The organism is Kitasatospora sp. NPDC094019 (assembly GCF_044764505.1).
Classification (GTDB): domain Bacteria; phylum Actinomycetota; class Actinomycetes; order Streptomycetales; family Streptomycetaceae; genus Kitasatospora.
Genome location: NZ_JBIWIF010000018.1, coordinates 142,558 through 161,793 on the forward strand (window position 1 = coordinate 142,558; position 19,236 = coordinate 161,793).

At 73.8% G+C, this 19,236-nt stretch carries 15 protein-coding genes; 4 read left to right on the forward strand and 11 right to left on the reverse strand.

The window, feature by feature from the left end; genetic code table 11:
• Positions 1-140 precede the first annotated feature (140 nt).
• Both ACIQ9P_RS31575 and ACIQ9P_RS31580 read right to left on the reverse strand, forming a co-directional pair.
• Positions 141-2,678 (reverse strand): ricin-type beta-trefoil lectin domain protein, encoded by a 2,538-nt coding sequence (locus ACIQ9P_RS31575; protein ID WP_402363799.1) that lies wholly within the window; start codon positions 2,676-2,678, stop codon positions 141-143.
• 577 nt (positions 2,679-3,255) lie between these two features.
• Positions 3,256-4,269 carry a zinc-dependent alcohol dehydrogenase gene (locus ACIQ9P_RS31580; protein ID WP_402363801.1) on the reverse strand — a complete coding sequence of 338 codons (1,014 nt, stop codon included), beginning with the start codon at positions 4,267-4,269 and terminating at the stop codon, positions 3,256-3,258.
• Positions 4,270-4,482: 213 nt separating this feature from the next.
• On the opposite strand from ACIQ9P_RS31580, the gene ACIQ9P_RS31585 reads away from it, so the two are divergent.
• Entirely contained in the window at positions 4,483-4,869 is a 387-nt protein-coding gene (locus tag ACIQ9P_RS31585) for a hypothetical protein (RefSeq protein WP_402363804.1), read from the forward strand.
• Between the two features lie 297 nt (positions 4,870-5,166).
• Here the strand turns inward: ACIQ9P_RS31585 and ACIQ9P_RS31590 are convergent, their stop codons facing one another.
• From ACIQ9P_RS31590 to ACIQ9P_RS31625, 8 genes are all read right to left on the reverse strand, one after another.
• Complete coding sequence (locus ACIQ9P_RS31590; protein ID WP_402363807.1) at positions 5,167-6,144, reverse strand: helix-turn-helix domain-containing protein; 978 nt, start codon at positions 6,142-6,144, stop codon at positions 5,167-5,169.
• Between the two features lie 113 nt (positions 6,145-6,257).
• Positions 6,258-7,199, reverse strand: a complete 942-nt coding sequence (locus ACIQ9P_RS31595) for an SDR family NAD(P)-dependent oxidoreductase (protein ID WP_402363810.1) — start codon at positions 7,197-7,199, stop codon at positions 6,258-6,260.
• Positions 7,200-7,357: 158 nt separating this feature from the next.
• A complete protein-coding gene (gene galK / locus ACIQ9P_RS31600) occupies positions 7,358-8,560 on the reverse strand; it encodes a galactokinase (RefSeq protein ID WP_402363813.1) in 1,203 nt (400 codons plus the stop codon).
• Entirely contained in the window at positions 8,557-9,939 is a 1,383-nt protein-coding gene (gene galT / locus ACIQ9P_RS31605; RefSeq protein WP_402363816.1) for a galactose-1-phosphate uridylyltransferase, read from the reverse strand. The genes galK and galT overlap by 4 nt, the downstream gene beginning before the upstream one ends.
• A 98-nt stretch (positions 9,940-10,037) precedes the next feature.
• Complete coding sequence (locus ACIQ9P_RS31610) at positions 10,038-10,472, reverse strand: sulfurtransferase TusA family protein (protein WP_402363819.1); 435 nt, start codon at positions 10,470-10,472, stop codon at positions 10,038-10,040.
• Positions 10,473-10,692: 220 nt separating this feature from the next.
• On the reverse strand, positions 10,693-12,135 hold the full coding sequence (locus tag ACIQ9P_RS31615) for an MFS transporter (protein WP_402363822.1): 1,443 nt from the start codon (positions 12,133-12,135) through the stop codon (positions 10,693-10,695).
• A gap of 219 nt (positions 12,136-12,354) precedes the next feature.
• Positions 12,355-12,711 (reverse strand): ArsR/SmtB family transcription factor, encoded by a 357-nt coding sequence (locus ACIQ9P_RS31620; RefSeq protein WP_402363825.1) that lies wholly within the window; start codon positions 12,709-12,711, stop codon positions 12,355-12,357.
• 68 nt (positions 12,712-12,779) lie between these two features.
• On the reverse strand, positions 12,780-13,271 hold the full coding sequence (locus tag ACIQ9P_RS31625; protein WP_402363828.1) for a MarR family winged helix-turn-helix transcriptional regulator: 492 nt from the start codon (positions 13,269-13,271) through the stop codon (positions 12,780-12,782).
• Between the two features lie 184 nt (positions 13,272-13,455).
• On the opposite strand from ACIQ9P_RS31625, the gene ACIQ9P_RS31630 reads away from it, so the two are divergent.
• On the forward strand, positions 13,456-14,301 hold the full coding sequence (locus ACIQ9P_RS31630) for an NAD(P)H-binding protein (RefSeq protein WP_402363831.1): 846 nt from the start codon (positions 13,456-13,458) through the stop codon (positions 14,299-14,301).
• A 140-nt stretch (positions 14,302-14,441) separates the two neighbouring features.
• Here the strand turns inward: ACIQ9P_RS31630 and paaK are convergent, their stop codons facing one another.
• The gene (gene paaK / locus ACIQ9P_RS31635; protein WP_402363910.1) at positions 14,442-15,728 is read right to left on the reverse strand and encodes a phenylacetate--CoA ligase PaaK; all 1,287 of its coding nucleotides are present in this window, start codon (positions 15,726-15,728) and stop codon (positions 14,442-14,444) included.
• A gap of 419 nt (positions 15,729-16,147) precedes the next feature.
• Between paaK and ACIQ9P_RS31640 the strand changes: the two genes are divergently transcribed.
• Together ACIQ9P_RS31640 and ACIQ9P_RS31645 are read left to right on the forward strand one after the other, a co-directional pair.
• Positions 16,148-17,095 (forward strand): ATP-binding cassette domain-containing protein, encoded by a 948-nt coding sequence (locus ACIQ9P_RS31640; protein WP_402363834.1) that lies wholly within the window; start codon positions 16,148-16,150, stop codon positions 17,093-17,095.
• A gap of 83 nt (positions 17,096-17,178) precedes the next feature.
• Positions 17,179-18,822 carry a hypothetical protein gene (locus tag ACIQ9P_RS31645; protein WP_402363837.1) on the forward strand — a complete coding sequence of 548 codons (1,644 nt, stop codon included), beginning with the start codon at positions 17,179-17,181 and terminating at the stop codon, positions 18,820-18,822.
• Positions 18,823-19,236: the final 414 nt, after the last annotated feature.

Below are 19,236 nucleotides of genomic sequence, written 5' to 3' on the forward strand. Positions count from 1 at the left end.
CCCACCCCCCCCCCCCCCCCCCCCCCCCCCCCCCCCCCCCCCCCCCCCCCCCCCCCCCGCGCCCCCCCCCCCCCCCCCCCCCCCCCCCCGGCCCCCCCGCCCCCCCCCCCCCCGGGCCCGGGGGCGTATCGGCGGTACGGTCAGGCGGTGTTGGGGGACAGCGTCCACCGCTGGTTGGCGTTGCCGTAGCACTGCCAGATGCCCAGCACCGTGCCGATGCCGTCGTTCCAGGCAGGCAGTTCCAGGCAGGTGTCCGAGGCCGGGTTGTAGATCGAACCGTCCTCCCGGAACGTCCAGATCTGGCCGCCGGCACCCCGGCAGTCCGTGATCACGACCGGCGCGCCCCAGTCGGTCCGGTCGTCCTCGACGCCGACGCAGCGGCCACCGGTGCGCAGGGTACCGTCGGAGCCGAAGGCGAACTTCTGGTTCGCACCGTTCCAGCAGTCGTAGAAGCGCAGCGGACCGCCGTTCGGCGCACCGTAGTTGTCGAGGCAACGGCCCTGACTGTAGACGGACACGACGCGGTAGGGGTCGGAGAGCCGCACTCCGAGTTCCAGCGGCCCGCCGAAGCGCGGCCGGTCCCCGTCCGGAGCGGCGCCCGGGTACTGGAGCCGCTGGCCGTCGGCGGCGGTGACGACCAGGTCCGGGAGGCCGTCGGTGTCGATGTCGCCGGGAGAGTCCACGGCGGGGAAGGCACCCTGCGCGAGGCCGAGCGGAAGCAGGGAGTGGACGGCGGGCGTCGTCCAGCGCGCGCTTGCTCCGTCGTGGCAGTCCCGGATCACCAGGCGGTCGCCCGCGGTGGCACCGTCCCCGGAGTCGAGGCACTTGTCCGCGTTCGGGTTCTTCAGCGTGCCCGGGTACGGGCCGGCCACCCAGCTCTGGGCCGCGCTGCTGTTGCAGTGCCACACGTTGACGGGCGAGCCGTTCTCGGTGTTGCCACCGGTGACGTCGAGGCACTTACCGAGGACGTGCACGGAACCGTCGGTGCCGAGGGTGAACGCCTGGCCGGCGCCGGCGCCCTGGTCCGAGCAGGTCCCCAGCACGGTCGCGGTGCCGTTGCCCGTCCCCCCGTGGTCGACCTCGGCGCACAGGCTCGCGCCACCGGCGCCCTGGAGCGCCGACGTCAGGGGCTTGCGGGCGGGCAGCGGCAGCGGCGCGGAGCCCTGCACGACCTGGCCCGTGGCATTCAGCGGCAGCGGCAGGCCGGCGACCGCCCCGGTCACGGTGTCCCGCACCCACAGGGTCGGCACGCCGTTGACCTCACCCGGGTACATCAGGGTGAATCCGCTCCAGTCCTCGCCCGGAATTCCGAGCTCGACACCGGGGTTGAGGCAGTTGTTCCGGCCACTACGGACACCGCCGTAGTACCGCAGGTGGCCCTTCTCGACGGTGACCAGACCGGTCCCACCGGTGCCCCGCCGTACGGCGGTCATCCTGGTGATGTGGTTCCAGGTGCCGTCGATGCCCCCGCGGCAGACGGTGTTCCCGCCCAGCGGACCGACGGAGCGGGTGAAGCGGCCGAACTGGGGGTTCGGCGTCGCGTTCCCGTCGTTGGCGTAGACGAACAGCTGCTTGGTGCCCTGGTGGTACGCGAAGAGCGAGTCGCCGTCCCCGACGACGGCGCCGCGGTGGGCCAGCAGGTAGTTGTTCCAGTCGTCGTGCAGGGGGCTGCTCGCGGCCGGGGACACCGTCTCCGGCCCGGACGTGCCGCCGCTGCCACCCCGGAACAGTGCCAGCGAGCCGTCGGCGGCCGGAGCCAGGAAGTCGGGCACGCCGTCGACGTCGACGTCGCCGGCCACGTCCGGGCGGTCCTTCTTCCACGGGGCGTAGAAGTTGTAGCCGGCGATCCGCGGGTCGGAGTTGCCAGCCCCGTCGACAGCGCTGACCGTCAACTGGTGCGCGCCCCAGTCGCCGGATCCGACACTGATCGGGAGATCGGCGTACGCGGTGCCGTCCGCGGCCAGGGAGGCGGGGACGGTCCCGGTGGCGCCGGTCGAGCGGGAACTGCTGAGGGTGTAGCGGAACTCGCTGACGCCACTGGCGAGGCAGCCGTCGGCGCAGCCGCTCGGCACCGGGTCCTTGCTGGTGACCCGGACGGTGATGCCGGCGTCCCCGGCATAGCCGGTGGGCGTGGCGCCGCTGCCGGTCGGCGGAAACACCGAGGAAGGCGCGATGGACGCCAACGCGGCCGCGGTGATGTCGACATTGAAGGCGCAGTCCGCCGTGACGGGGCTGTTGACGCCACCGCCGGTGGACCAGGCGTTCCAGCCGTACCGGTGACCGTCCGCGAGCGCGCGGCCGACGGTGGCCTGCCCCCAGCCCCCGGCGGCGGCGACGCTCTGGCTGGTCCGGATGACACCACCGGAGTCACCGGACTCACCGGCCGTGGCATCCCACACCCGGAAGCCGACGGTGACAGTGCCGACGCCGGGCTGCGCGGCGCCGCTCCAGGCGAACAGGCTGACGTCGGACGTGCCGTCACTCAGAGGAACGGTCCTGCCGATCCACCCGGGCGCGCCGGCTCCGCAGCCGTCGCCGCCCTGGGCCACGGGCTGCGGCTTGACGTACAGCTTGCTGGGGGTGGAGGGTCCCGGGCCGTCCGCGGCCGGGGCCTGGGCCGGGACCTGGGCCGGGACCGGGACCGGGGCCTGCGGCTCGGTCCGGGCCTGCTCGGCCACCGGTGCGGACTCCTGGGCCGTTGGAACGCCGGTCGGAACGCCCGTCGGGACACCGGTCGGAACGCCGCTCGGGGCATCGCTCGGGGCATCGGTCGGAACGCCGCTCGGAGTATTCGTCGGAACGCCGGTCGGGATTGCGCCGGGATCCGCGAACGCGGCTCCGGGGGCTGCCAGCACAAGGCCGATCGCGAGCAGCGGCGCCAGGTGCCTCGCCGACCGGCCGCGCGGAGGCGGCGCGGATGAACGGTTTTCTCGCATGACGTGTCAGTTCGCCTTCACAGCAGGGAACCTCGGCCCACGGGCGATCGCCGGCAGTCTGCCGCTGTCGACGTGAACGAGGGGATCCGTCCGGGTCTGGTGCGCGTTCCGATCACGCGTCAGGTCATGTGCTCGCGCTTCGACGATCGGTGCGCGGTCGAACGTTAGTGCGTGGCGATCCTGGCTCGCAATCCCGTTTCCCGGGTGCGCCGGACGTGTCCCGTTCTGTGTATCGGCACAGGTCACGGGAGAGGCGGGACAACGGAACGCCCGCCCCGGGCGGCGGGGCGGGCGGGGCGGTCGGGGTGGTCAGCGGCGGTCAGCGCAGGTCGAAGACCAGGCGGGCGGGGGTGCGGCCGGTGAGGACTTCGTCGAAGCAGGTGTTGACGTCGGTGAGGTGGCGGGTCTCGCGGATGACGCGGGTGCGGCCGAGGGCGTGGAGGCGGAAGACCTCGGCGAGGTCCTGGCGGGTGCCGACGATGGAGCCGATGACCCGGGTGCCGTTCAGGACGGTGTCGAAGACCGGGAGTTCGAGCCTGCCCTCGGCGGGGAGGGCGACCAGGACCAGGGTGCCCCCGCGGCGCAGCGAGGCGTAGGCGGCCTGGAACGAGACGTTGCTGACGGCGAGGGCGATCGCGGCGTGGGCGCCGCCGAGTCGTTGGACCTCGGCGGCGACGTCCTGGACGCGGGCGTCGAGGACGTGGTCGGCGCCGAGGTCGCGGGCGAGGGCGAGTTTGTCGTCGGTGACGTCGACGGCGATGGTCTCGGCACCGGACAGGCGGGCGTACTGGAGGGCGAGGTGGCCGAGGCCACCGATGCCGGAGACCAGGACGCGGGTGCCCGGTCCGGCGCCCGAGACCTTGAGCGCCTTGTACGTGGTGACGCCGGCGCAGGAGAGAGGGGCGGCGTCCAGCGGATCGATCCCGTCGGGGACGGGGACGACGTAGTCGCCGTGGGCGAGGGCCTGCTCGGCGTAGGCGCCGTCGACGGAATAGCCGCTGTTGTGCTGCCGGACACAGAGGGTCTCCCAGCCGGAGACGCAGTGGTCGCAGCGGCCGCAGGCGTCGGCGAGCCACGGGATCGCCACCCGCTCGCCGACCCGGACGTGGCGGACCTCCGCGCCCGCCGCCTCGACGATGCCGACGCCCTCGTGCCCGGGCACGAACGGCGGGGTCGGCCGGACCGGCCAGTCGCCGCGGGCGGCGTGGATGTCGGTGTGGCACAGGCCGGAAGCCTCGATCCGCACCCGCACCTGGTGCGGGCCGGGTTCGGGGACCGGGCGGTCCTCGATCACGAGCGGCTGGGTGAAGTCGTGGACGACGGCGGCCTTCATGTTCCTGCTCCTGCCCTTCGTTCCGCCGGAGCCGCTTCCCGACCCCCCGGGCCCCGGTCACACCTCCATCCCACCCCGGTGCCGGGCTCGCCACCAGGGCCGGACGGGTGGAACCGGGGGGTCGATGGTCCCGGCCGCCGCACGCACGGCGGGCCGCTGTCGGACGGGGAATCCGGTCGAACCGGGTCCGGGGGCCCGAGTAGCCTCGCGCCCATGGTGGATGAGAAGCGGTACGCGCTTTACCGGGAAGAAGCGAAGGCGCTGGCCGCGATCGGGGAGCACGTCCACGCCCAGGTCGGCCGGGTGACGGTGCGGCTGCCCCGGGCCGTGGCGCAGGCCGCGGTGGACGCCTGGGAGCGCGACGACTCCGACGACGGGCTGCGTGGCGAGACCATCGAGCAGTACGAGGTCCGCGGCCGGGCCGGCGACGTGGCTCTGATCGGCCTCGTGATCTCGGACCACGGCCGCTGGGACGACGAGGAGGTCGTCGTCGACCTGGACGTCTCGTGCGCGGGGTCGGCCCTGCTGGCGTACATCGAGGCAGCGGGGCCCGACTACCGGCCGGCGGAACGTCCGGAGCGCCGACCGCCGGTGGGGTGACCGGGTCGGACGGCCCGCTGGGGTCGACGGGCGGGCGGGTCGGACGGTGGCCGTACTCGAACGGACGGGATTCCGCGTGCCTCGGGCGCCGCTCCTGCGAGCGGGACAGCGGCGCTGGTGGAGCGCGGCCACGCCGGCGGGGATCGCCGGGGAGCTCAACGGCCTGTTGCGCGACCCCGAGGTGCGCGGGCGGCCCGGGTCCGTCCGGGGAGGCCCGGGTCCGTGCGGACAGGCCCGGGTCCGTGCGGGGAGGCCCGGGTCCGTGCGGACAGGCCCGGGTCCGTGCGGGGCGGCCGGTCAGGATCCGCCGGAACGGGCCTGGCGGGGCCGGACCGCGCGGTCGGCCTCCCAGGAGATCAGCATCCGCAGGGCGTCCTCGGACGGGCTGCCGGGGTCGGCGGTGTAGGTGACCAGGGCCTGGTCGGGGTCGTCGGCGGAGCGGAGGGTGTCGTAGACCAGTTCCATCCGGCCGACCAGCGGGTGGTGGAACACCTTGTGGCCGGAGGTCTTGTCCCGGACCGGGTGTTCCGCCCACCAGTGGCGGAACTCCTGGCTCCGGACGGACAGTTCACCGACCAGTTCGGCGAGCCGGGGGTCGTCGGGGCGGCGGCCGGCCTCCAGGTGGAGGAAGGCGACGTTCTCGCGCGCGCAGGCCACCCAGTCGTCGTAGAGGGTGCGCGAGGCCGGGTCGAGGAAGGTGATCCGAGCGATGTTCCGTTCGGCGGGGGCGAGGGTGCCGTAGTCGCCGAGGAGGGCGACGGCCGCGCTGTTCCAGGCCAGGATGTCCATCCGGCGGCCCATCACCACGGCCGGGACGTCGGGCATCGCGTCGAGCAGCCGGGCCATCGACGGCCGGACCTGCTGCGGGGCGGCCGGGCCCCGACCGCGACCGGGGCGGGCGCGGTCCGGTCGGGCGCGGGCGAGGCGGTGCAGGTGGCCGGACTCCTCGGGGTCGAGGCGCAGCGCGCGGGCGACGGCGTCGAGCACGGCGTCGGAGGGGTTGCCGACCCGGCCCTGTTCCAGCCGGGTGTAGTAGTCGACGCTGACACCGGCGAGTTGGGCGAGCTCCTCGCGGCGCAGGCCGGCCACCCGGCGGCGGCCGCCGAAGTCGGGGAGGTCGACGTCCTCGGGGCGGAGCCGGGAGCGGCGGGTGCGCAGGAACTCGGCGAGGCCACCGCCGGGGGTGCTGGTCGCGGCGGTGGTGGGGGTGCCGGCGGTGGGGTGGGCGTGGGTGGCGGCGGTGGGGTCGGGGCGGCTCGTTCGGTTCGCGCTCATGCGGCCATTCTGTCCGCCCGGCGCCCGGTCAGCCTGGCCCTGGCGGGACCAGGCTGAACCGGCGCCGGACCGGGGTGCGGGGACGGACGGGTGGTACGGGGGAGGCCGGGGCGTCACCAGGGGCTGGCGACCGCCACCACGCCGCCGTCCACCACGAGGTCCTGGCCCGTGATGTACGCGGCCCGGGGCGAGAGCAGGAAGGCCACCGTCTCGGCGACGTCCGCCGACTCGCCCAGCCGACCGAGCGGCACCGCCGCCCGCACCGCCTCCTGCTGGGTGGGTTCGGTGATCACCTCGTGGAACATCTCGGTGACGATGTAGCCCGGGCTCACCGAGTTGACCCGGATCCCCCGCCCGGCGAACGCGCTGCCGAGGGTGCGGGCGAGGTTGTGCACGGCGGCCTTGGTCGCCGCGTACACCGGGGCGTCGGGCAGGCCCCGGTGCAGGGTCCAGGAGGCGTTGAGGACGATCGCGGCCCCGCCGCCCGGGGCCCGCTCCAACAGTGGCAGGGCGTGCTGGACAGTGAAGAAGACGCCCTTGAAGTTGACGTCCACGGTGCGGTCGAAGCTCTCCTCCGTCACCTCGGCCGGCGGCTCGAAGACCCCGACCCCGGCGTTGGCGAACACACCGTGCAGGTGGCCGTACCGCTCCCCCACGCGCTCGGCCAGCCGGGCCAGGTCGGCCGGGCTGGCGGAGTCGGCCCGCACGGCGAACACCCGGTCGCTCGGGGCGGGTCCGGTTCCGGCGCGGCCCGCTCCGCCGAGCGCGGCGCCGGCGAGCGCGGTCTCGGCGCGGCGGAGGCGGGCGTCGTCCCGGCCGGTGATCACCACGTTGGCCCCGCGCTCCAGCAGCACCCTCGCGGTGGTGAGACCCATGCCGCTCGTGCCTCCGGTGACCAGCACCGTTCGGCCGTCGAAGTCCTTCTCCGGGGTGGCGGGTCCGGTTCCGGTGACGGGTTCGGCCCTGATGGCGGTGGTGGCGGAGGCGGTGATGGCGGAGGCAGTGGTGGAGGCGGTGGTAACGGCGGCGGTTGGGTTCTGGTGGCTATTGGTCATGTGCCCAGCCTCACCGCCGGGGGTCGGACCGGACCAGACCCCGTCCGACCCCCGGTCCGGCAGGACCACCCTTGGAGGACGCGACGATTCCCGGGTGGGGGTCCGCCCCCGCCGGGATCGGCGGGGGCGGACGAGGTGACAGGTCGGACCGGAGGCAGTCAGGACTCCCGACGGGCACCGGCGGAGGGCACGGCCCGGTAGACCTGCGGCTCGGCCCAACCCTCGGCCAGGAAGGCTTCGGTGACCGCCTTGGCCACCGCCTCCGCGTCGGCCGTCCGGGTCAGGGCGATCACCGAACCGCCGAAGCCGCCACCGGTCATCCGAGCGCCGAGTGCCCCGGACGCCACGGCGACGGCGACGGCGAGGTCCGTCTCCGGGCAGGACGTCCCGTAGTCGTCTCGCAGCGAGGCGTGGCCGGCGGTGAGGATCGGCCCGAGCGCGGCCGGACCGTGCTGCTCCAGCTCCCGCATGGTCTGCTCGACCCGGCCGTTCTCGGTCACCACGTGCCGGACCAGCGGGACGAGTTCGGCCGGCAGCCGGTCGAGCGCGGCGGGGAGGTCGGCGGCGGCGAGGTCGCGCAGCGCGGGCAGACCGAGGAGCGCGGCGGCGCGTTCGCAACCGGCCCGCAGGGCGGCGTAGGCGCCGTCGGCGAGGTCGTGCTGCACCCGGGTGTCGAGGACCAGGAGGGTGAGGTCCGATCCCGCCAGGTCGAGCGGGACGTACCGGGCAGCGAGGTCGCGCGTGTCCAGGTGCAGGGCGGTCCCGGCGCGACAGGCCATCGAGGCCATCTGATCCATGATCCCGCAGGGAACGCCGACGAAGTCGTTCTCGGCACGCTGCGCCACCAGAGCCAACTCGGGCGCATCCAGGCCGAGTTCGTACAGGTCGTTGTAGGTGGCCGCGACCGCGCACTCCAACGCGGCGGAGGAGGAGAGGCCGGCACCGCCGGGCACGTCGCTGTCGAGCAGGACGTCGGCACCGCCGATCCCGTGGCCCGCCTCGCGCAGCGTCCACACGACCGCGGCGGGGTACGCCGCCCAGCCGGGCGCGCCGCCCGGAGCCAGGGCGGCGACGTCCAGTTCGACGACCTCGCCGGGGACCCGGGTCGAGGCGAGCCGAAGCACGCCGTCGGCACGGCGGCGGGCGTAGGCGCGGACGGCCTGCGGGAGGGCGATCGGGAGGACGAACCCGTCGTTGTAGTCGGTGTGTTCGCCGATCAGGTTGACCCGGCCGGGTGCCGCCCAGACACCCTCGGGGGCGTGGCCGTAGAGCTCCTCGAAGGCGGCGGACGGGGACGCGGGGGGCGGCGAGGCCGGGGACGGGGAGGCGGGGGACGGGGAGGCGGGGGGCGTGGGGGTCATCGCTGCGGTTCCTCGTCGGTCGTCTCGGCGGTCAGGGCGGTCTCGGTGGTCGGGGCGGTCTCGGTGGTCAGGGCGGTCGGGCTCGTGGGTCCGACCTCACGCAGCCGCCGGGCCGCGAACTCCGGGGCGACGTCGTTCATGAACGCCTCCATTCCGGACTCGGTGCCCGCCAGGTACTTGAGCTTGTCCGCCGTCCGCCGGACGGTGAACAGCTCCAGATGGAGGGCGAGTTCGTCCTCGTGCCCGGACGGAGCCTGGTGCCAGGCGGCGATGTAGGGCGCGCGGACCCGCCGGTCGCCGTCGCCGAAGAGCCGGTCGAAGCGGCGCAGCAGGTCGAGGTAGATCCGCGGGAACTCGGCACGCTCGGCCTCGTCGAGCCCGGTGAAGTCGGGGACACGGCGATTGGGGAAGAGGTGGACCTCGTAGGGCCAGCGGGCGGCGAAGGGCACGAAGGCGGTCCAGTGCTCCCCCGCCAGCACGACCCGGCTCTCCTCGGGGGGCCGGGCGGACGCGTGCTCGGCGGAAGTGCGATCGGCGGACGTGTGCTCGGCGGACGCTCGCTCTGCGGCCACGAGGTCGTCGAAGAGGTTGCGGCCGGTGGCGGCGCGGTGCCGGGCGGCCTGGTCGATCATCTTCGCGGTGCGCGGCGGGACGAACGGCAGCGCGTAGACCTGACCGTGGGGGTGGGCGAGGGTGACTCCGATCTCGGTGCCGCGGTTCTCGAAGCAGTAGACCTGCCGGACGCCGGGCAGGGCGGAGAGTTCGGCGGTGCGGTCGGTCCAGGCGTCCAGCACCAGCCGGGCGCGGTCCTCGTCGAGGTCGGCGAAGGAGGCGTCGTGGTCGGCGGTGAAGCAGACCACCTCGCAGCGGCCGACGCCCGGCCCACGGGTGTGCAGCGGGTCGTCGACGGCGAGCGGCACGGGGTGGGTGCCGGGCTCGCCCGCGAGGGAGGGGAAGCGGTTCTCGAAGACGGCCACCTGGTAGTCCCCGGCCGGGATCTCGCTCAGCCGGCCCTCGCGACTGGGGCAGAGCGGGCACTCGTCGGCCGGCGGGTGGTAGGTGCGCGCCTGGCGGTGGGCGGCGACGGTCACCCAGGCACCGGTCATCGGGTCCTGCCGGACCTCCGAGGAGGGCGCGACGGCGTCGAGCGGGCGCCGGTCGGCCACGGCCCGACCGGCGGGCGGCGTGCCCCGGTCGTAGTAGATCAGCTCGCGGCCGTCGGCCAGTTCGGTGACCGTCCTGGTCGTCGCGCCGGCCTGCCTGCTCGTGTCGGCCTGGGCGCTCGGGCCGACCGGCGCGGCGGTGCCGGTCGTTCCACTCGCGCCTGCCGACCCGCTCGCACCGGTCTGGCCGGTCGCGTCGGTCACCGTTGGGGCCATGACGTGCTCCCTCTCCTGGGGCTTCCCTTCAACCACATGAACAAACAATATCGAACATGAATCAACATGCGAGCCCAGGGTCCACTCCGATTCCGGAATCAGTCTCCGACCGGGTGCCAGGGCGCGTCCGCCCTGGTCGGAGTCGGGTCGGCCGCGAGCCGCAGCGCGTACACATCACGCCCGGCGGCGTCGGGCACCGGCCCCAGATAGGCATGGCCCGTGAGGTGGCACCAGGCCGGAAGGTCGAGCGGCGCCGCCGGATCGGTGCTGACGATGTGGACGACCGTTCCGGCCGACAGGCCGGTGACGCGCCTGCGCAGATGCAGCAGCAGCGTGACGCAGAGCATCCCGCTGCCGTCGACGACAACCGGCCCCTCGGCGGGACCTCGGGCACCCCCGGCGCGGGCGGTATGGCCGTGGGCATGGGCAGCGGCAGCAGCGGCGCTGGCACTGGCACTGGCACTGGCACTGGCACTGGCACTGGCAACGATCGGGGCGTCGTGGAACGCGGCCCGGTCCGTCGGGTCTCCCAAGATTTCCTCCCGGTACTCGCGGACCAGCCTAGGAGCCGACGCGAGTCGCCCCCAACCCCCGCCCCGGAACCCGCGCGAGCGACAGCGACCTCACCTCCCCGGCGTCACGCGACCACCGAAGTGCCGACGACCCGGGACCCGGGCGGCCCCTGACCGGGACGTGGTCGGCACGCGGAGCGCCCCCGGAGCGGAGGCTTCCGGGGGCGCGGGGCGGCCGTCGTCAGGAGGCGGCCGGATGGCGGTGGTGGTGATGCCGGACCAGGACCCGACCGGACGGGGCATGCAGCGGACGGCGATGGACGGGCCGGCGGACCTGACGACGGTGGGGACGGACCGTCACGGCGACCGATGCCGGGCGGACGGCCGATCCCCGACCGGCATCGGTCACCGGGCGGGCGGCCGGAGCGGCCTTGCGCCAGACCCGGGCGGCCAGACCCGCCGCGACCAGGGCCATGACGGCGAGGGCGACCGTGGCGGCCGGGAGCCCCGCGGTGGCTCCGAGCCAACCGGCCAGCGGGTAGGCGAGCAGCCAGCAGACGTGGGTGAGCGAGAACTGCGCGGCGAAGGCGGCCGGCAGGTCGGCCGGCGGGACGGCGGACCGCAGCAGACGCCCGCCCGGCGTCAGGATCAGCGAACCCGCCGCGCCGAGTCCGGCCCACAGGGCGAGCAGCGCGGGCCAGCGCCACGCCCCTCCGCCCGCCGTGGTGACCATCGCCAGAACGGCGAGCAGGCCCGCGACGGCGAAGGCGGCCGGCAGCATCACCGTTCGGTCCGCGACCCGGTCCAGCACCCGGGGCAGCAACAGCGCGACCAGCATCGAGCCTCCGCCGTACGCACCGAGGGCGAGCGGGACGTCGCCCGCCGGACGACCCAGCTCCTCCCGGACGTAGACGACCGTGTTGACGATCACCATGGCGCCGCCGGCCGCCACGGCGAGGTCCAGGGCGAGCAGCGCCCGCAGTCGCGGCACGGAGAGGAAGAGCCGGATCCCGGCCAGGGAGCGCGCGCCGACCGAACGGGCGCGGTCGTCGGCCGCGCCGCCCCGGACGGTGCCGGTCCCGGCGGCGCCGGAGGTGGCTCGTGCCGCCCGGACCGCGCCGGGCAGCACCACCGAGACGACCAGGACCGCCGAGGCCAGGAAGCCGACCACCGTTCCCCAGAACAGCCACCGGTAGCCGACCAGCGCCAGCAGCGCGGCCGCCAGCACCGGGCTGACCAGGGTTTCCGTGTCGTACGCGAGCCGGGACAGCGACAGCGCCCGGGTGTAGTCGCGCTCCTCGGGCAGCACCTCGGGGATCACCGACTGGAAGGCCGGGGTGAAGGTGGCGGAGGCCGCCTGGAGGACGAAGATCAGCAGGTAGACCTGCCAGACCGAACCGACGAACGGCAGCGCGAGCGCCACACCCGCGCGGGCCAGGTCGGCGGCGACCAGCAGCCGACGACGCGGGATCCGGTGCGCGACAGCGGCCACGACCGGGGCGATACCGACGTAGGCGACCATCTTGATCGCCAACGCCGTACCGAGCACCGACCCGGCGTCGGCCCCGGCGAGATCGTAGGCGAGCAGGCCGAGCGCCACGGTGGCCAGGCCGGTCCCGGCGAGGGCGACGACCTGGGCGACGAACAGGTGCCGGTAGGTGCGGTTGCGGAGGACGGAGAGCATCGGGGACTCCGTTCGTGCGGAGCGCGCCGAGGTGACGCGGGCCGGTGGGGTCCCCTCCAGGATAGGACAACATGTGCGCACGTGCGCACCTATTGACAGAAAAAGCAGCCCGGAGCGCGACTCGGAGGGCGGCGGGGCGCCGAGATGCCGGAGCGGCGGGACACCGGGCGGGCGACAGGAAAGGCGACAGGAGGACTTCGCAGGGCGACGCGCAGCAGCTCAGTCGTGCGGCGGCAGTCCGCTGATCTGGTGATCGGCCACGTTCAGCGCCTCCTGGACCAGCCGCCGCAGATGCCCGTGCCGAAGCGCGTACACGACCCGGCGCCCGTCCTTGCGGGTGGACACCAGTCCGGCCAGCCGCAACTTGCCGAGGTGCTGGCTGACGGACGGGCGCGCCGCACCGGCCGCCTCGGTCAGCGTCGTCACGTCGGCCTCGCCCTCGCTCAGCCGCTGGAGCAGCGCGAGCCGGGTGCGGTCGGCCAGCAGGGCAAGGATCCCGGCGGCGACATCCAGCCGCTCGTCCACCCCGGCCACCTGCGAGGTGTGCGCACCTGATACCTGGAGGCTCCCGCTCATGACCTCATCGTAGAGGGCGGGCGGCGTCGCCCCGCCCCGTCCAGCCCCGGCCGCCGAGTACGGTCGCTTCAGCGGGGGGTGCGGCGGACGCGGGCACGCAGGGCATCCTGCGACTCGACGTACTTCACCATCAGGCGGGCGAACTCCAGCCGCTCGGTGTCGGGCCACTCCGCGGTGATCTGCTCGAAGGCCGAACGCTGGAACCGGCGGAAGCGCTCCATCAGGTCCTCACCCTCCGGACTGAGGAGCAGGACTGTCCGGCGGCCGTCCTGCTGGGAGGCGGCACGGACCAGATATCCGGCGGCGATGCAGTCCGACACCATGCGACTGCCCACCGAGGGGTCGACGGCCAGATGCTCGGCGACGGCCCCGACGGTCACCTCGCGGCCATCGTGGAAGGTGACGTCCTGAACGACCCGAAGGACCAGTGTCCGACTGAGGTCCTTCTGGGGGATCGGATCCTCGACATCGAGCAGCGAGGAGCGCCGCAGCCGCCCGAAAGCCGGCCCAACGGCGTCCAGGAGATCCTCGCCCTCACCGGGCCCGCGCTTCGTCGTCATACCGCCAGCCTATCTGCGTGCGTGACTCGGCGAATACATGTGTTGACATGAAAACGTGTGCACGACATCATGCATATGCGTGTCAGCACCCACTTTAGTGGGACAGCTCGCCGCCAACCCTGTCGGCCCTCCGGCCTCCCGGCCCGACCGATCATCACCCGACGAAACGAACGGACTCCTTCCTGTGGCCATCACCCTCGTCACCGGCGCCCGCGGCCAGGTCGGCCGCGGCGTCATCGCCCGCCTGCACGCCGCCGGCCATGCCGTCCGCGCCGCCAGCGCCCGCCCCGCCGACGTGACCGTCCCCGACGACGTCGAGTGCGCCGAGCTCGCCCTCGACCGGCCCGAGACCTTCGAATCGGCGCTGCGCGACGTCCGGCAGGTCTTCCTCTACCCCCAGCCCGCCGGCATCCACGCGTTCGCCGAGGCCGCCGAAGCGGCCGGCGTCGAGCACGTCGTCCTGCTCTCCTCGTCCTCCGTCCTCGGCTCCGACGCGGAGAACGACGCGCTCGCGAGCCACAGCCTCCTGGTCGAGCGTGCGCTCGCCGCCTCCGACCTCACCAGCACCTTCCTGCGCCCGGACGCCTTCGCCAGCAACTCCTTGGGCTGGGCGTACTTCATCGGCCGGGGCCTGCCGATCCAACTCGCCCACCCGGACGCGCACATCGCGCCCATTCACCCCGACGACCTCGCCGACATCACCGCCGAGGCCCTCACCGGTAGCTCCCTCACCGGCTCCGCTCCCGTCCTGACCGGCCCCGAGTCGCTCACCTTCCGCGAGCAGCTCGCCACCCTCGCCGGGGCCCTCGGCCACGAGATCCCGGTCGAGCGGATCAGCCGCGCCGAGGCCGAGGAACAGATGGGTCGCCGCATGCCCGCCCCCGCCGTCACCTCCCTGCTGAACCTCTGGGAAGCCGCGACCCATGGGCCCGCCCCCGTTCACGACACCACCCTGACCCTTCTCGGCCGCCCCGCCCGGACCTACCACCAGTGGGCCCAGGAGAACACCGCCGCGTTCGCCCGGCTCTGACTCGACCCCGCCGCGCCAGCCCATCCACGCTCGGGGCCCAAGAGCGAACGGCCCTCCGCCTGGGGCCCCGGGGCACTGAGCCGCAGCCCGGACGGGACCGGTTGTCGACCGGTGGCGATCTCGCTCCTCCCCCTCCCTCCTCAGCTCACCACGCCGCCTCCCTCCCCTCCGCCCGCACGAAGGTCCTCGATCCGACGGATCTTGCCGACCGAACGTTCCAGGGTGTAGGGGTCCACCACCTCGACGTCCACACTCACCCCGACGCCGTCCTTCACCCCCCGTGCGATCGCCTCGACGGCCGCCTCACGCTGCCCAGGTCCGGCGTCGGGCCGCGCCTCGACCCTGACCGTCATCCGGTCCAGCCGCCCCCGGCGGGTCAACCGCAACTGGAAGTGCGGTGCGACGGCGGGCACTCGCAGCAGGATCTCCTCGATCTGGGTCGGGAAGACATTGACTCCGCGCAGGATGATCATGTCGTCACTGCGCCCCGTCACCTTGGCCATCCGGCGGAACGCGGGGCGGGCGGTGCCGGGCAGCAGTCGGGTGAGGTCGCGGGTGCGGTAGCGGATGACCGGCAGCGCCTCCTTGGTGAGCGAGGTGAAGACGAGCTCGCCGTTCTCGCCGTCCGGGAGCACCTCGTCGGTCAGCGGGTCGACGACCTCGGGGTAGAAGTGGTCCTCCCAGATGTGCAGGCCGTCCTTGGTCTCCACGCACTCCTGCGCAACGCCCGGCCCCATCACCTCGGAGAGTCCGTAGATGTCCACGGCGTGGAGGTCCATCCGCCGCTCGATCTCGGCGCGCATCTCCTCCGTCCACGGCTCGGCGCCGAAGATCCCGACCCGCAGCGAGGTGCCGCGCGGGTCGACACCCTGCCGCTCGAACTCGTCCAGCAGGGTGAGCAGGTACGACGGGGTGACCATGATGATCTCGGGCCGGAGGTCCTGGATCAGCCGGACCTGGCGGGCCGTCATACCGCCGGAGGCCGGGATCACGGTGCACCCCGCGCGTTCGGCACCCGCGTGCGCGCCCAGCCCTCCGGTGAACAGGCCGTAGCCGTAGGCGATGTGCACCGTCTGGCCGGGCCGCCCGCCGGCCGCCCGGATCGACCGGGCCACCACATCCGCCCAGACGTCCAGGTCGTGCTCGGTGTAGCCGACCACGGTCGGCAGGCCGGTGGTCCCGCTGGACGCGTGGATCCGGCGGACCTTCTCCTTCGGGACGGCGAACATGCCGAACGGGTACGTGTCGCGCAGGTCGGCCTTGGTGATGAAGGGGAAACGGGCGAGATCGGCCAGGGTGCGGCAGTCCTCGGGCGCGACACCCGCGGCGTCGAACTTCCGCCGGTACAGCTCGACATTGTCGTAGGCGTGGCGCAGCGTGGCCCGGAGGTGCTTGAGCTGGTGCGCCCGAAGCTCCTCGGCGGTCATCCGCTCCCCCGCGTCCAGGAGTTCCAGCGGCGGCGCCTCGCCGAGACCCACCCGCGCCCGCACCTCTCCTCCCGGGTCCACGGACGCACCCGGATCCGTCGCTCCGCCGCTCATCGCGCCTCCTCCAGAACTCGCTACCGACCATTCGGTCGGCCCTGGCCGGAGCCAAGTAATCCAGTACCCGAACCACCTGTCAAGGCTCGGCACGCCGACGACCTCTCCGGTCTGCGGCCGTCGTCCTCACCAAGGAATCTGCCCCCGCGCCGGGGCGCCAACCTGTGCCGATCGGCAGGTTCTCGCGCCGAGAAAAGGCGCCGGATCTATGCCGATCGGCAGATGGCAACGCCCGACCGAGGAGGAAGGCTGGTCGCAGTCAGTCACCACATCCCGTCCACGACCGGGAGAGCGGAGTACGGCACATGAGCGGACCCGATGTCACACCCCACCTCGAACTGGCCGACGTCAGCAAGGTGTACCGTGGCGGCAAACACGCCGTCGACGGCCTCTCGCTGCGGCTCGGTCCCGGGTTGCTCGGCCTCCTCGGACCGAACGGCGCGGGCAAGTCCTCCCTGATGCGGATCGTCGCCACCGTGACCCGGCCCACCTCCGGACGGATCACCTACCGAGGGGCCGACGTGCTCGCCCACCCCGACCTGCTCCGCCGCGAACTCGGCTTCCTCCCGCAGGACTTCGGTGTCCACCCGCACCTCACCTCGCGCGAGTTCCTGTCCTACCTGGCCGCCGCCAAGGGGATCCCCGCCCGCGCCGCCCGGACCCGGATCGACGAACTGCTCGCGCTGGTCAACCTGACCGAGGCGGTACGGAGGCCGCTCGGCGCCTACTCGGGCGGCATGCTGCGCCGGGTCGGGATCGCCCAGGCATTGCTCGGCGACCCCGGCGTCATCGTCGTCGACGAACCCACCGCCGGCCTCGATCCCGAGGAACGGGTGCGCTTCCGCAACCTGCTGAGCACCCTCGCCGAGGAGCGGGTGGTGCTGCTGTCCACCCACATCGTCTCCGACATCGAGTCGGTGGCCGGGGACATCGCGGTTCTCGCCGGTGGGCGGCTGCTGCGCCGGGGCAGTCCGGAGGAACTGCTGCGCGGCCAGGCCGGCCGGGTGTGGGAGGTCCTGGTGGACGCGGGCTCGGTGGCGGCCGTGCAGCAGCATTTCGTGGTGAGCCGGATGGTACGCACGGGGGACGGGCGGGTACGGCTGCGACTCCTCGCCGACGGCCCGCCGGATGCGGCGGCGGTGCAGGTCGCACCGGACCTGGAGGACGCCTACCTGGGGCTGGTCCGATCGGTGCCCGACAGGCCCGTCCTCGCCCCTTCGGTCCCCGGCGCCCGTACGGGGGTGCGGCGATGACGCGGACCGTTCTCCGCCCGTCCCACCCCGACGGGCCCCGCGCACCCTCCCCCCGAGGTCCCGCCGCCACTGCGGGCGGGCCCGTGCGGACCGGCCCGGTCGGTCGGATCGGCCGACTGGCGCTCGGCGACTTCCGGGACCGGACCCGCCGCCCCGCCTACGCGGTGACGCTCCTCGCCGCGGTGGGCCTGGGCCTGCTCGCCGTCCCGCCGACCGACGGGCACTGGGCGATCCTCGCACTCGGCTCCTACCGGGGGGAGTACAACAGCGCCTACGTCGGTACTGCGACCGCCCTGGCCGGCACGCTGTGGCTCACCCTCGGCGGGTTCTACGTGGTTCGCAAGGGCCTCGGCCGCGACGAGGAGACCGGGGTGGGCCAGCTCCTGGCCGCGGCCCCGCTGCGGAACACCGAACTGATGCTGGCGAAGTTCCTCGGCAATCTGCTGGTGCTCGGTTCGATGCTCGGTGTGCTCGCACTCACCGCACCCGCCCTGCAACTGGTCCGGGGCGAGGACCGACTGCTCGACCCGGTCGCCCTGCTGACGCCGTTCCTGGTGTTGACCCTGCCGATGCTCGCGGTGACGGCGGCACTGGCCGTCCTCTTCGAAACGGTGCCGCTGCTGCGCGGCGGGCTCGGCAACGTCACCTGGTTCGCCTTCGCGCCCGCCCTCCTGATCGCCGGGGAGGCGCCCGGCGCACCGTTCGGCGGGCTCGGGCTCGGCCCCTTGGCCGACTCGCTGCGCGCCACGGCCGCCGCACGAGGTGTCGACCTCGTCGGCGACGAGTTCAGCCTCGGCCTCACCAAGGTGGACTCCCCGCTGGAGGCGCTCCACTGGGACGGCGCGGACTACGGGACGGGGTTCCTCGCCCAACGGCTGCTGCTCGCCCTGCTCGCGGTGACGCTCGCCGCGCTGCCGGCCCTCTGGTTCACGCGCTTCGACCCCGCCCGCGGCAGGGCCTCCGAGCAGCACCCCGGTGGTACAACACCCGCCGCCGCCCCCCTCCCCGGCCCCGTCCGCCCGACGGCCCCGCTCGTCGATCCGGCGACCGAACCCACCTCCGCACTCCACGCCCACGCCCACAACCGTGCCCATCACCGATACCGCTCCCGCTTCGGCTCCCACTACGGTCGGCTGCTGATCGGTGAGGTGCGGATCCTGTTCGCCGACGCCTCGCGCTGGTGGTGGCTCGCGGCGGCCGTCCTCGTCCTGGCCGGACTCTCCGTGCCGCCGGACGTCGGCGTCGGCGCGGTGCTGCCCGCCGCCTGGGTCTGGCCGGTACTCCTCTGGTCCCGTCTCGGCAGCCGCTCGGCGGAGAACGACCTGGAGGTCCTGCTCGGCGCCTATCCGGCCACTCGCGCCCGTCTGCTCGCCGAGTGGGGCGCCGGGGTGCTGCTCACCGCCCTGATCGGTGCGGGTGTCCTGGTCCGTCTCGCCGCGGCCGGAGACACCGCCGGGCTGGCCGCCTGGTCGGCCGGCGCCCTGTTCATCCCCTCGCTCGCCCTCGCCCTCGGCACCCTCTCCCGCACCCACCGCCTCTTCCAGGCCCTCTACCTGCCGCTCTGGTACCTGGCAGTGAACCAGGTCGCCGCACTCGACTTCATGGGCACCGTCCGCCGGGCCGGCCACCCTGTCGGCCCCTCCCCTGCCCTGGTCACCGCCGTCACCCTGGCCCTCCTCATCACCGCCCTGCTCACCACGACCACCCGTCGTGCGCTCCGCGACTGATCCGGACCGAGGCAGTTGCCGTTCAGCGGGCGCAGGGGACCCGCCGACCAGCAACCAAGTGGGCCCGTCCCCGCCGACGGCCGCTCCGTCCGGTGCCGGCCGACTGCCTCGATCCACCGGATGCAGAGCGCGAGGTTCCGCTCGGGATGGACGGGGTGAAGCCGAGAGATCTGCGCCCTCGCCCGAGCGGGCGGCCGACTTCTGGCTGCAGCAGGGGCGGGGACGACCGGGACAAGCCACCTCCCGGCGAGGCGGCGTGGGAGACGGTCCTCGCGCTTCCGGTGCCGAACGGTCGTCGAGTTCGTCGATTCGTCGATACGAGTCCGTCCATGGCTCCCGGCCACTGAGCGCAACCGCTGCGACCTCCGGCCGTTTCGAACGTCGGACCGTCCGGAAACGCCGTGGACGGCACCG

Coding starts and splice junctions, on each gene's coding strand:
- ACIQ9P_RS31615 (WP_402363822.1), bottom strand. CDS start 12,135: ATGCTCTCCGTCCTCCGCAACCGCACCTACCGGCACCTGTTCGTCGCC.
- ACIQ9P_RS31640 (WP_402363834.1), top strand. CDS start 16,148: ATGAGCGGACCCGATGTCACACCCCACCTCGAACTGGCCGACGTCAGC.
- ACIQ9P_RS31590 (WP_402363807.1), bottom strand. CDS start 6,144: ATGAGCGCGAACCGAACGAGCCGCCCCGACCCCACCGCCGCCACCCAC.
- ACIQ9P_RS31580 (WP_402363801.1), bottom strand. CDS start 4,269: ATGAAGGCCGCCGTCGTCCACGACTTCACCCAGCCGCTCGTGATCGAG.
- ACIQ9P_RS31625 (WP_402363828.1), bottom strand. CDS start 13,271: ATGACGACGAAGCGCGGGCCCGGTGAGGGCGAGGATCTCCTGGACGCC.
- paaK (WP_402363910.1), bottom strand. CDS start 15,728: ATGACCGCCGAGGAGCTTCGGGCGCACCAGCTCAAGCACCTCCGGGCC.
- ACIQ9P_RS31585 (WP_402363804.1), top strand. CDS start 4,483: ATGGTGGATGAGAAGCGGTACGCGCTTTACCGGGAAGAAGCGAAGGCG.
- ACIQ9P_RS31620 (WP_402363825.1), bottom strand. CDS start 12,711: ATGAGCGGGAGCCTCCAGGTATCAGGTGCGCACACCTCGCAGGTGGCC.
- galK (WP_402363813.1), bottom strand. CDS start 8,560: ATGACCCCCACGCCCCCCGCCTCCCCGTCCCCCGCCTCCCCGTCCCCG.
- galT (WP_402363816.1), bottom strand. CDS start 9,939: ATGGCCCCAACGGTGACCGACGCGACCGGCCAGACCGGTGCGAGCGGG.
- ACIQ9P_RS31595 (WP_402363810.1), bottom strand. CDS start 7,199: ATGACCAATAGCCACCAGAACCCAACCGCCGCCGTTACCACCGCCTCC.